This is a genomic window from Paraburkholderia sediminicola (assembly GCF_046026895.1).
Classification (GTDB): domain Bacteria; phylum Pseudomonadota; class Gammaproteobacteria; order Burkholderiales; family Burkholderiaceae; genus Paraburkholderia; species Paraburkholderia sediminicola_C.
On the sequence record NZ_JAQQEU010000016.1, the window covers coordinates 80,296 to 92,796 of the forward strand.

Below are 12,501 nucleotides of genomic sequence, written 5' to 3' on the forward strand. Positions count from 1 at the left end.
ATTTATCGGGTCACATATCGTGCGCCGCCTGTCGCATTCTGCCGGTGCCAATGGATGCGCACGCAGTTTGCGCCCGGAGGCGCGCATTCGGTCTAGAGATGCCGGTTCGCCTGGTCTTCGATCGGCTCCTTGATGCAAGCGCGCGGCCGAGTGAACGAACGGTTGCGCGCAATTAAAAAAGCCGCCGCCCCGGCGTACGGGGCAAGCGGCTCGCCTTCGGTGCTCGCGTTGCGCCTCAAGACTCTGACGGCTCCGGAAAATCCGGGAAAGCCGCCATCAAGTCTGGCGCAGCGGAGGAAAATGTGGGGTGGACAGGCACTCATTGCAACCCAATATAACGCGCCTCAAAGCGCTTGTACAGCCGCCAGAATATCGTCGACGTGGCCGGGCACTTTCACGCCGCGCCACTCTTCGCGCAGCACGCCATCGCCGTCGATGAGGAATGTGGAGCGTTCAATTCCCCGTACTTCTTTGCCATACATTTTCTTCATTTTGATGACATTGAAGAGCGCGCACAGGTTTTCTTCGGGGTCCGAGATCAGCGGGAAGGGGAGTTCGAGCTTGGCCTTGAAATTGTCATGCGAGCGCAGGCTGTCGCGCGACACGCCAATGATTTCCGCGCCGGCCTTCCTGAACTTCGGATATAAGTCGCGGAATTGCAGACCTTCGGTCGTGCAGCCCGGCGTGTTGTCCTTCGGGTAAAAGTACAGCACCACCTTCTTGCCCCGCAGCTTGGACAGCATGATCTCGCCGCCGGTAGCGGGGGCGGTGAAGTCGGGGATGGGTTGGTCGACTGCGATGGACACGAGGTTCTCCGGTTGTTATGGCCGGCGCCGGATTGCTGCTGCGGCGTCGGCCTGGCATCGAGGCTTATAGGAAGGTCGGCCTGGGCGCGGCGTGCTCTCGCGCGGCGGCCGGGTCGTCAGGATTGGCTGCTGGCCGGCCCGTCAGGGCTGGACGATCAGTTCGCCGGAGCGCCCCGGAATTTCACCCCACGTTACAGGGTACGATGGCAGAGTGCTGCGGTCTAGCGTGGCGTAGTAATCACCCATCGTCGCGAAGGTATGGCCTTGCGCGCGCCAGCCGTCCAACAGTTGTTCGAAGATCGGCGCGAGCTTTTGCCCTTCGAGTTCCGCGTGCAGCGTGAACACCTGGTCGTGCGGATTGTTGGCGGTGTGTTTGAGCATCCATTGCGCGACGGTGTGCTCGTCGACGCCGTCCACGCCGAGCACTTCGTCGAGCGTGGGCAGCGTGGTCGGCATCTGCACATGCGTGAGCGTCCTGCCGCCAACCACCGGCAGATACGGTGAGTGGCCGCGGCCGTCGGACGCGTAGCGCATGCCCCATGCGTCGATCTGCTCGAACGCGTGGCCGTTCATCTGCCAGCCCGCCGCGCCGTGCGTGACCGGCGGGCCGCCGAATACCTCGACGAAACGGTCATGGCTTTTCTGCATCTGCGCGGTGGTCCACGCGCGATCTTTCGAGCGCACGTTGTCCTGCCAGTACACGTGATCCCAGGAATGAATCCCGCATTCGAAGCCGGCTTCGTGGATCGCGCGCATCTCGGCGGCCGCCTTCGCGCCGATGTCCGGACCGGGTAGCAGCACGCCGTACATCAGCTGCCTGACGCCGTAGTGTTCGACCACCGAGGTGCGCGACACCTTTTGCAGAAAGCCCGGCCGCAGTACGCGACGCATCGCCCAACCGGTGTGGTCGGGGCCGAGGCTGAAGAGGAAAGTGGCGCGCGCCTTGAAGCGGTCGAAAATACGCGCGAGATTCGGCACGCCTTCGCGGGTGCCGCGCAGCGTGTCGACGTCGATCTTCAGGACGATACGGGCCAAGGATCAGCCCTTATTGCTGTTCGACGAGTGCGCGTGCTTCGCCGACATGGCCGCGATACGCTTCGAAAATCTTGCGCAGCGCTTCGTCGAAGGTGGACTTCGGCGCCCAGTGGAGTTCCTGCATCGTGTTGTCGATCTTCGGCACGCGGTTCTGCACGTCCTGGTAGCCCGCGCCGTAATATGCGCCCGACGACGTTTCAACCAGTTGCACCTGCTTGGCCGTCGCAGCGTACTCCGGGAATTCGGCGGCCAGCGCCAGCATCTTGTGTGCGAGTTCGCGCACCGAGAAATTGTTGGTCGGGTTGCCGATGTTGTAGATCTTGCCCGTGGCGATGCCGTCCTTGTTCTCGATGATCTTCATCAGTGCGCCGATGCCGTCGTCGATATCCGTGAACGCGCGCTTTTGCGCGCCGCCGTCGACGAGGCTGATGTTCTCGCCGCGCACGATGTGGCCGAGGAACTGCGTGACCACACGCGAGCTGCCTTCCTTCGGCGTGTAGATCGAGTCGAGGCCCGGGCCGATCCAGTTGAACGGACGGAACAGCGTGAAGTTGAGGCCCTCCATGCCGTAACCCCAGATCACGCGGTCCATCAGCTGCTTCGAGCACGCGTAGATCCAGCGCGGCTTGTTGATCGGGCCGTACGACAGTTGCGATTCTTCCGGATCGAACTGCTCGTCCGTGCACATGCCGTAGACCTCGGACGTGGACGGAAACACGAGATGCTTGCCGTACTTGACGGCCGAACGCACGATCGGCAGGTTCGCTTCGAAGTCGAGTTCGAACACGCGCAGCGGCTGCTTCACATACGTGGCCGGGGTGGCGATCGCGACCAGCGGCAGGATCACATCGCACTTGCGGATGTGATACTCGACCCACTCCTTGTTGATCGTGATGTCGCCTTCGAAGAAGTGCATCCGCTCATGATTGATCAGGTCGCCCAGACGTTCGGTCTGCATGTCCATCCCGAAGACTTCCCAATCGGTCGTTTCGAGAATGCGTTTGGACAGGTGATGGCCGATGAAGCCGTTCACACCCAGAATCAGGACTTTTTTCATGAATGTCGGGGAGTTGGGAGGAGCTGGGCGAATTCGGCCGGGGTGACGACAGTCTCGCTGCCGTCGTGCTGGTGCCGCAATTCGTGGATGGCGACGGCGCGGCCGTCGCCGCAGATCGCAAAAACGGCATTATCGCTTACGTGCAGGCCCGGCGGCAAATCCGAGCGGAGCGCGCCAGGTGGGGCGAGGCGCGCGCGCGCGACGATGAAACGCTGGCCGTCGAGGTCGGTGAAAGCGCCGGGATACGGCGGCGCGACCGCGCGGATCAGGTTGTAGACCTGCTGCGCGGGCTGCGTCCAGTCGATCCGGCCGTCTTCCGGCTTGCGTCCGCCGTAGTAGCTGCCGTGCGCGAGGTCGTTCGGCAGATGCGGCGCTTCGCCCGCCAGCAAGGCCGGCAGCACGCGCCACAGGGTTTGCTCGGCGGCGACCGTGACCTTGTCGAACACTTGTGCGGCGGTGTCGTCGGGCAGGATCGGCACCGGCGTTTGCGCGATGATCGCGCCCGCGTCGGGCTTGGCGGCCATCTCGTGCAGCGTCGCGCCGGTCTCGGTTTCGCCGTGGATCACCGCCCAGTTGGTCGGCACGCGGCCGCGATATTTCGGCAGCAGCGAACCGTGCATGTTGTAAGCGCCCCGTGCGGCGAGCGCGAGCAGGTCGACCGGCAACATGTGGCGGTAGTAGAACGAGAAAATGAAATCGGGCCGCGCGGCGCTGACCGCGGCGCGCAGCTCCGGGCTCTTCGGATCGCCCGGCGTGACGACCGGAATGCCGTGTTCGGCGGCGACCGACGCCACGCTCCCGAACCAGATGTTTTCGCTCGGGTTGTCTTCGTGGGTGACGACCAGCGTCACGTCGACGCCGCGCGCGAGCAGCACCTGCAGGCAGCGCACGCCGACGTTGTGGTACGCGAATACGACAGCGCGCGGCTTCATGGCGTCGGCCCCTGATCGGCCAGCGGCGCGGCTTGCACGGCCTGCACGACCGCCTGGCGCGGCGCTTCGGTGAAGGTCGTGCCGTCACGCTGTTCGAGAATGGTCTGCACCAGATAGCGCGGCCGCGCGCGCACCTGTTGATAGATACGCCCGATGTACTCGCCGAGCAGGCCGAGCGCGAAGATGATCACGCCGAGCAGGAAGAAGGTGATGGCGAACAGCGTGAACACACCTTGCACTTCCGCGCCGATGATGAAGCGGCGAATCAGCAGCAGCACGAACAGCGCCGCCGAGCCGAGCGACAGGATCACGCCGATGAACGACAGCCATTGCAGCGGCACCACCGAGAAGCCGGTGACGAGGTCGAAATTCAGGCGGATCAGCGAGTACAGCGAGTACTTCGATTCGCCGGCGAAACGCTCTTCGTGCGCGACTTCGATTTCGACCGGATTCTGCGCGAACGTGTAGGCGAGCGCCGGAATGAACGTGTTGATCTCGCCGCAGCGATTGATCGTATCGATGATGTGCCGGCTGTACGCGCGCAGCATGCAGCCCTGGTCGGTCATCTTGATTCGGGTGATGCGCTCGCGCAGCTGGTTCATCGCGCGCGATGCCTTGCGGCGCCACAGGCTGTCCTGGCGTTGCAGACGGATCGTGCCGACATAGTCGTAGCCTTCCCGCATCTTCGACACCAGCTTGCCGATTTCCTCCGGCGGATTCTGCAGGTCGGCGTCGAGCGTGATGACGATCTCGCCCCGCGATTGCTCGAAGCCCGCGAGAATCGCCATGTGCTGGCCGTAGTTGCCGTTCAGCAGGATCACGCGGGTCGTGTCGGGCCGCGCGCGGAACTGCTCGGCGAGCAGCGCGGCGGATTTGTCGCGGCTGCCGTCGTTGATGAAAATCACTTCATAACTGGTGCCGAGCGCGTCGAGCGCCGGATAGAGGCGCGCGAACAGCGCGGCCAGTCCGGCTTCCTCGTTGTACACCGGAATGATGATGGATACTTCCGGTGCGGCGGCGCGATGTTCCGAATAACTCATTTCCGCTTATTTTCCGTATTGTTCGCAAATTTCGTTGACCGCGCGGCACACCCGTTCCACGTCGCTCCCGTTCATCAGCGTGAAAAGGGGCAGCGTGACGGTGCTCGCGCCGAAGCGCTCCGCATGCGGGAACATGCCTTCCCTGAAACCGAGCGCGCGATACAGCGTGAACAGATGGATCGCCGGGTAATGCACGCCCGAGCCGATGCCGCGCTCCTTCAACTGGCTCATGAAGCCGGCGCGGTCGAGCGAGAGTTTTTCGAGCGGCAGCGTGATCTGGAACATGTGCCAGTTGCTGTTCTCGAAGTCCGCAGAAGGCAGGCCGACGCCCAGCTTCACCGCCGCGCCGCCTTCGAAGCCCGCGAAGTACGCACGCACGAGCTTCCTGCGCTGCGCGAGGAAACGCTCCAGATGCGGCAGCTGGCCGAGACCGACGCGCGCGGCGACGTCCGTCAGGTTGTACTTGCCGCCGAGCACGTCGCAGTCCATCCCGTCGAAGCCCGTGCGGGTGATGCCTTGCAGCCGGTATTTCTGGGCCAGCACGGCTTCTTCCTCGTTGTTCAGCACCAGTGCGCCGCCTTCGATCGAGGTCAGGTTCTTGTTCGCGTGGAAGCTGAACGACACGATGTCGCCGAGCTTGCCGATGCGCTCGCCGTGCCACGTCGAGCCGAACGCCTGCGCGGCGTCTTCGATCACGCGCAGCTTGTGCGCGCGGGCGATCGCGTAGAGCCGGTCCATGTCGACCGGCAGGCCGGACAGAAACACCGGCAGCAACGCCTTGGTGCGCGGCGTGATGGCTTTTTCGAGCAGATCGAGGTCGATGTTGCGCGTGGCCGGATCGATGTCGACGAACACCGGCGTCGCGCCGGTTTCGAGGATCACGTTGCTGGTCGAGACCCACGACGCGGGCGTCGTGATGACTTCGTCGCCCGCGCCTACGCCGGCGATGCGCAGCCCGATTTCCAGTGTCGCCGTGCCGGAGTTGAAGGTGCGCACCGGACGGCCGCCGCAGAACTCGGACAGCGCCGCTTCGAACTTCTGGTTCTGCGGGCCGGTGGTGATCCAGCCGGAGCGCAGCACGTCGGCGACGCCCTGGATCGTTTCCTCATCGATCTCAGGTTTGACAAACGGCAAAAACGGGACTGTTGACTGGCTCATGAATGCTTCGCTCGATTGATAGGGGCGCAACCCGAAAGGGCGCGAAGTAAACCACAAACTACGCGCAAACCCAAGGCCGCGCTAAAGAGCAACCGCACAGAATAGTACGGTCAACCTTATGTCATGCTTAGCCGGTTTGCAGCTTTTGCTGACGGTATCTTGTGCCGACGCGCGCCGCGCCGGCCCGGTGCGCGCAATAAATCTGCAATGAATCGTGTCCGGCGATGCGCTGCCGGGATTGCCGCGCGTAGCTAGCTGCGCGCCAGCACCACCACGCCGATCAGGATGATGCCGATGCCGATGAGCTTCTGCAGCGACAGCACTTCGCCGAACAGATACCACGCCGCGAACGCGTTGACGACGTAGCCGAGCGACAGCATCGGATAGGCGATCGACACGTCCACCCGCGACAGCCCCACCATCCACACGACCACGCTGATCACATAGCATGCGAGGCCGCCGATGATCGGCGGCTGGGTCGCGAGCCGCCAGCCGATGGGCAGGATGTTCGCACGGGTGAATTCGAAGTGTCCAACGGCATTGGTGCCGGCTTTGAGCAGCAACTGCGCGCCGGCGTTCAGCGTCACGCCGGCGAGGATGCAAAAGAGGGAAATGGGGTTCATCGAACGGTTGGATCCTGAGATGGGGTCATGGTTGCTGCTTTTCCACCGCCGCCGGCGCATCGGACGCCGCGAGCGGCTTCATCACCACTACCCGCCGCGAATCGCGCGCGATGACCTGCATCGGCAGGCCTTCCTTGACGAGCCGGTCGTAGGTCGGCGGCGGGATCAGCGCGAGCGCGTAGCGCTCGGCCTTCCAGCGTTCGATCCACGCGTCGACGGAGGGCACCCATTTCTGCGGTTCGACGGACACGCCGAACGCCAGTTCGTCGGGATGCTCGACCATGATCATCGTGTGGTCGACGTAGAACGGCAGCGTGTGGTCGAGCACGCCGACCGAGTAGAACGGGGTATCGGCCGGCAGCTTCGCGAGCTGGGCCTTGATCGGCGGGGCGAGCGGCGCGCCGGAACTCAGACGGCCGAATACGTCGTGGCCCGTGCCGGCGATCGTGCCGAGCAGCAGCCACGCCGCGCCGAAGCAGGCGATCGCACCGAGGGTGCCGGCCCGGCTGCGGCGGTTCAGCCACAGCGCGGCGAGCGTCAGCACGAACGCGACGCCGAGAGCGGCGAGCACCCAGGTGCGGAACTCGGCATACAGTTCTGCCGGATTGCGCGCGCTGCCAAAGCGCGTCATGAAGAGCGCGGCGAACGCGGCGACGACCAGAAACAGCGCATAGCCGGCCAGATGCCGGCGCAACTGGTCGCGCGTGACGAGCGGCAGATACATGCCGATCAGCAACGCGATCGGCGGGGCGATCGGCAGCGTGTAGGACAGCAGTTTCGAGTGCGACGCGCTGAAGAACAGGAAGATGAAGCCGATCCACACCAGCATCAGGATCACGGGCGCGAAACCATTCGGCTGGCGCGGCAGGCGCCACGCGTGCCGCACGCTTTGCAGCGTCACCGAGAGCCACGGCAGAAAGCCCACCAGCAGCACCGGCACGAAGTAATAGAACGGCCCGGGGCGATTCTGCTCGGGCGTCAGATAGCGCTTGAACTGCTGAACGATGAAGAAGAAGTTCAGGAATTCGGGATTGCGCTGCTGCACCAGCACGAACCAGGGCGTGACGATCGCGAAGAACACGATCAGGCCGCCGATCAGGTGCAGACGCTTCCACAGCGCCCAGTCGCGCGCGACTACCGTGTAGAGCACCAGCACGGCACCCGGCAGGATCACGCCGACCAGTCCCTTGGACAACACCGCCAGCCCCATCGACGCCCAGCACACCCACATCCAGCCGCGCACGCGCGAGGTCGGCAGGTTGGGGCGCTGCGCGAGCAGCAGCGCGCACAGCGTGAGCGCCATCCAGAACGACAGGCCCATGTCGAGCGTGTTGAAGTGGCCCATCAGGTTCCAGTACGGCGAGCACGCCAGCACGATCGCGGCGAACACGCCGGTCGCCGTGTTGAACACGCGCGCGCCGGTGAAGCCGATCAACAGCACGCCGGCGAAGCCCGTCAGCGCGGTGTACAAGCGCGCTTGCCATTCGCCGACGCCGAACCACGCGAACGTGAGCGCGTTCGCCCAGGTTTGCAGCGGCGGCTTCTCGAAATATTTGTAGCCGTTGTAGCGCGGCGTGATCCAGTCGCCGGTGACGAACATCTCGCGCGCCATTTCGGCGTAGCGGCCTTCGTCGCTCGGCAGCAGGTGGCGCCAGCCGAGCGGCACGAACCAGATCACGGCGAGGGCCAGCACCAGCAGCAGGATCGTGGTGCGATTGAGCGGTAGCCTCGACGGCGTATCGTTCATGGGTTTCAACCTGTTGGGCGACGCCGCGTGTGGGCGGCGAAGCGGTGTTGTCTGGAAATGGCGACCGGCTATGCGCGGGTGGCCATTTGCGGATTCTGCGGGCGCGGCTGCGGCGCCGGGCGAGGCCGCGGACGGCTTCGGCGGGGGGCGCCAGGGCGTCGGTTGCCTGCTCCCAAGCGGCGTAACGTGACCAGGCCATCGAGGCGCCGGCCGGTTACGCACGACCTGGCCGGGCTCGTCAGCACCGCACGGATGGCGCGCAGTGTACGTGATCTGCCGTGACGCGGCCAAGGTGCGCGAGGCGATGCGGCGCCATGAGCGTCCTTTCACACGTTTGCCGGGCGCGCGCGGCGGCCTGCCGCCACGGCGAAGCAAGGCCTGGCCGCGCGGCGCCACGGCCATCCCGCAGCCGCACCGGCGCGACACGACGCCTCGGCCGCTACGCTTCGATCAGCAACGCGGCCGCAACCTTGCGGCCTTCAGCCATCAGAATGTTGTAGGTGCGGCAGGCGGCCTTGAAATCCATCGTTTCGACGCCGATGCGCTTCGCGGTGAGCGCGGCGGTCAGGCGCGGATGCGGAAAGCGCAGCCGCTCGCCGCTGCCGAACACGACCACTTCGGGCGCGGCCTCGATCAGCATCGCAAAGTGCTCGGCGCTCAACTGGTCGAACGACGAGACGGGCCAGGGGATGACCGGTGCGTCCGGCAGCACGAGAATGCTGCCCGCGTGACGCACCAGATTGATTTCGACATAGTCGGCGCCGTAGCCGGTCACGGTGTTGAGGGCGCCGCTGGAATCCTGATGTAATTTCAAATTCGTTTTCCGAAGTCGTCGTGAGACATCATGCGTGCGGACCGCCTGATCGGGCGAGGCGAAGCGGGGCGGTTCGACGCGAGTGGGCACGAAGGAGCCGAAAAGGCTTGCCGATGCGGTTGGTGCATTGCGGAAGTCGGCCAAAATCCGCTAAATTATAACTTTTTAGCCGCCTTGCGGCGCCCCTCGCTCATGTGCCGCCACAAGCTGCGCTGCGCGCAGCGGCGCGGCCCATCGGCTACCTGCCCTGGTTTTGCCCGCTTTCGTCGGATTTTCGCCGGGTTTTCGCCCAAGCTGGCCCGTTTTGACTGCTTCATCCCGCTTCGCTGCTACGCTGGCGCAATCCGCCGCAAGCGCGCAGCAGGGCGGGCGGGGCGGGCGAAGCAACGGGCTGCGCAAGCGGCATTCGAGCGGCACGAAAGCAAGCGGCACGAAAGCTTGCCCCGAAAAGCGCGCCGGCTGCGAAAATGCAGCGGCGGCTCGACAGGGCGGTCCGATTCGCGTCTGGCGGCCGTCGCCGGCCCTGCGCGCCCGAATTCCCCTATCGGCGAACTGGCCGGCCTGGCGTTTTGAGCCAGCGCCGGTTCGCCCAAGCCATCAACAGGATGAAGTGCCCGCCGTGAAACCGATTCTCAAATCCAACAAGTTGCTGAATGTCTGCTACGACATTCGCGGGCCCGTCCTCGAACATGCGAAGCGGCTCGAAGAAGAGGGCCACCGCATCATCAAGCTGAACATCGGCAATCTCGCGCCATTCGGCTTCGAAGCGCCGGACGAAATCATTCAGGACATGATCCTGAACCTGCCGGGCTCGTCCGGCTACTCCGATTCGAAGGGCGTGTTCGCCGCGCGCAAGGCGATCATGCATTACACGCAGCAAAAGGGCGTGCACGGGGTCGAGCTGGACGACATCTACATCGGCAACGGCGCGTCGGAGCTGATCGTGATGGCGCTGCAGGGGCTGCTCAACGACGGCGACGAAGTGCTGCTGCCGGCGCCCGACTATCCGCTGTGGACCGCCGGCGTGAGCCTCGCGGGCGGCACGCCGGTGCACTACATCTGCGACGAGTCGAACCGCTGGATGCCCGACCTCGACGACATCCGCGCGAAAATCACGCCGAACACGCGCGCGCTCGTGGTGATCAACCCGAACAATCCGACCGGCGCGCTGTACTCGGACGAACTGCTGCTCGGCCTGATCGAAATCGCGCGCCAGCACGGCCTCGTGATCTTCGCCGACGAGGTCTACGACAAGATCGTCTACGACGGCAAAACCCATACGTCGATGGCGGCGCTTTCCGAAGACGTGCTCACCGTCACCTTCAACAGCCTGTCGAAGAGCTACCGCTCGTGCGGCTATCGCGCCGGCTGGATGTTCATCTCGGGCCTGACCGGCGAGAACCGCCGCAACGGCCGCGACTATTTCGAAGGCCTCGGCATCCTCGCGTCGATGCGGCTGTGCCCGAACGTGCCGGGCCAGTACGCGATCCAGACCGCGCTCGGCGGCTATCAGAGCATCAACGACCTGATCGTGCCGGGCGGGCGCCTGTACAAACAGCGCGAACTCGCGTATGACATGCTGACGGCCATCCCCGGCGTGAGCTGCGTGAAGCCCGAGGCGGCGCTGTACATGTTCCCGCGCCTTGATCCGAAGGTGTATCCGATCCACAACGACCAGCAGTTCATCCTCGACCTGCTGCTCGAAGAGCGCGTGCTGCTGGTGCAGGGCACCGGTTTCAACTGGAAGACGCCGGATCACTTCCGCGTGGTGTTCCTGCCGAACGTCGACGACCTCGCGGATTCGATCAACCGGATCGCGCGCTTTCTCGACGGCTACCGCAAACGGCACACGGCCTAGCGCACGAGGTGGCGCGCGGCGCGGCAGGCACCGCACCGGCCGCGCCACACCAGACACCCGTTTCCTTTCAATCACCTACTCGAAAACACACGCTGCATGGAACCGATCAAAGTTGGACTGCTGGGCTTCGGCACGGTAGGCAGCGGCACCTTCACGGTACTGCGCCGCAATCAGGAAGAAATCAAACGCCGCGCGGGCCGCGGCATCGAGATTGCGCGCATCGCCGTGCGCAATCCCGCGAAGGCGACCGCGGCGCTCGGCAGCGAAGCCGGCACGGTCGCGCTGACCGATGACTTCAACGCGGTGGTCGACGACCCCTCGATCGATATCGTGGCCGAAATGATCGGCGGCACCGGCGTGGCGCGCGATCTCGTGTTGCGCGCGATCAGGAACGGCAAGCATGTGGTCACCGCCAACAAGGCGCTGCTCGCGGTGCACGGCACCGAGATCTTCGAAGCGGCGCACGCCAACGGCGTGATGGTGTCGTTCGAGGCGGCGGTGGCGGGCGGCATTCCGATCATCAAGGCGCTGCGCGAGGGGCTGACGGCCAATCGCATCCAGTACATCGCGGGCATCATCAACGGCACCACGAACTACATCCTGTCGGAGATGCGCGACCGCGGGCTCGATTTCGCGACCGCGCTGAAAGCCGCGCAGGAGCTGGGCTACGCGGAAGCCGATCCGACCTTCGACATCGAAGGCGTGGACGCCGCGCACAAGGCGACCATCATGAGCGCGATCGCGTTCGGCGTGCCGGTGCAGTTCGAGCGCGCCTATGTCGAAGGCATCAGCAAGCTCGCGGCGATCGACATCAAGTACGCCGAGGAACTCGGCTACCGCATCAAGCTGCTCGGCATTGCGCGCCGCACCGACAAGGGCATCGAATTGCGCGTGCACCCCACGCTGATTCCGGAAAAGCGCCTGCTGGCGAACGTGGAAGGGGCGATGAACGCGGTGGTCGTGCATGGCGACGCGGTCGGCACGACGCTCTACTACGGCAAGGGCGCGGGCGCGGAGCCGACGGCCTCCGCGGTGGTGGCCGACCTGGTCGACGTGACGCGCCTGCACACGGCCGATCCGGAGCATCGGGTGCCGCATCTCGCGTTCCAGCCGGACAGCTTGTCGAACACCCCGATCCTGCCGATCGACGAGGTGACGAGCGGCTACTACCTGCGTCTGCGGGTGGCGGACGTGACCGGCGTGCTGGCCGACATCACGCGCATTCTGGCCGACACCGGCATCTCGATCGACGCGCTGCTGCAGAAGGAATCGGAGCAGGTCGACGCGAACGGCAAGGGCGAAACCGACATCATCCTGATCACGCATGAAACGGTCGAAAAGTATGTCAACGCCGCGATCAAGTCGATCGAAGCCTTGAAGACCGTCGTCTCGCAAGTCACGAAGCTGCGCATGGAAGCGCTGAACTAGGCC

11 protein-coding genes are annotated in these 12,501 nt (G+C 64.7%); 2 read left to right on the forward strand and 9 right to left on the reverse strand.

Annotation, left to right across the window (positions count from 1 at the left end; translation table 11 throughout):
- Positions 1–344: 344 nt before the first annotated feature.
- From PQR02_RS14210 to PQR02_RS14250, 9 genes are all read right to left on the reverse strand, one after another.
- On the reverse strand, positions 345–743 hold the full coding sequence (locus PQR02_RS14210) for a peroxiredoxin (RefSeq protein ID WP_408231568.1): 399 nt from the start codon (positions 741–743) through the stop codon (positions 345–347).
- A gap of 204 nt (positions 744–947) precedes the next feature.
- Positions 948–1,841 carry a polysaccharide deacetylase family protein gene (locus PQR02_RS14215; protein ID WP_408231418.1) on the reverse strand — a complete coding sequence of 298 codons (894 nt, stop codon included), beginning with the start codon at positions 1,839–1,841 and terminating at the stop codon, positions 948–950.
- A gap of 10 nt (positions 1,842–1,851) precedes the next feature.
- On the reverse strand, positions 1,852–2,898 hold the full coding sequence (locus PQR02_RS14220) for a bifunctional UDP-4-keto-pentose/UDP-xylose synthase (protein WP_408231420.1): 1,047 nt from the start codon (positions 2,896–2,898) through the stop codon (positions 1,852–1,854).
- A complete protein-coding gene (locus tag PQR02_RS14225) occupies positions 2,895–3,830 on the reverse strand; it encodes a formyltransferase (RefSeq protein ID WP_408231423.1) in 936 nt (311 codons plus the stop codon). The genes PQR02_RS14220 and PQR02_RS14225 overlap by 4 nt, the downstream gene beginning before the upstream one ends.
- A complete protein-coding gene (locus PQR02_RS14230; protein WP_408231425.1) occupies positions 3,827–4,870 on the reverse strand; it encodes a glycosyltransferase in 1,044 nt (347 codons plus the stop codon). Before PQR02_RS14230 ends, PQR02_RS14225 begins: the two co-directional genes overlap by 4 nt.
- Positions 4,871–4,876: 6 nt before the next feature.
- Positions 4,877–6,028 carry a DegT/DnrJ/EryC1/StrS family aminotransferase gene (locus tag PQR02_RS14235; protein ID WP_408231428.1) on the reverse strand — a complete coding sequence of 384 codons (1,152 nt, stop codon included), beginning with the start codon at positions 6,026–6,028 and terminating at the stop codon, positions 4,877–4,879.
- A gap of 251 nt (positions 6,029–6,279) precedes the next feature.
- Positions 6,280–6,651: an SMR family transporter gene (locus PQR02_RS14240; protein ID WP_408231431.1), complete on the reverse strand. Its 372-nt coding sequence runs from the start codon at positions 6,649–6,651 to the stop codon at positions 6,280–6,282.
- Positions 6,652–6,676: 25 nt separating this feature from the next.
- Entirely contained in the window at positions 6,677–8,398 is a 1,722-nt protein-coding gene (locus PQR02_RS14245) for a glycosyltransferase family 39 protein (RefSeq protein ID WP_408231434.1), read from the reverse strand.
- Between the two features lie 439 nt (positions 8,399–8,837).
- Positions 8,838–9,212, reverse strand: coding sequence for an Mth938-like domain-containing protein (locus PQR02_RS14250; RefSeq protein WP_149673172.1), 375 nt, complete (start codon positions 9,210–9,212; stop codon positions 8,838–8,840).
- 610 nt (positions 9,213–9,822) lie between these two features.
- Between PQR02_RS14250 and PQR02_RS14255 the strand changes: the two genes are divergently transcribed.
- Both PQR02_RS14255 and PQR02_RS14260 read left to right on the forward strand, forming a co-directional pair.
- Entirely contained in the window at positions 9,823–11,070 is a 1,248-nt protein-coding gene (locus tag PQR02_RS14255) for a pyridoxal phosphate-dependent aminotransferase (protein WP_408231438.1), read from the forward strand.
- Positions 11,071–11,166: 96 nt separating this feature from the next.
- On the forward strand, positions 11,167–12,498 hold the full coding sequence (locus PQR02_RS14260) for a homoserine dehydrogenase (protein WP_408231441.1): 1,332 nt from the start codon (positions 11,167–11,169) through the stop codon (positions 12,496–12,498).
- Positions 12,499–12,501 lie beyond the last annotated feature (3 nt).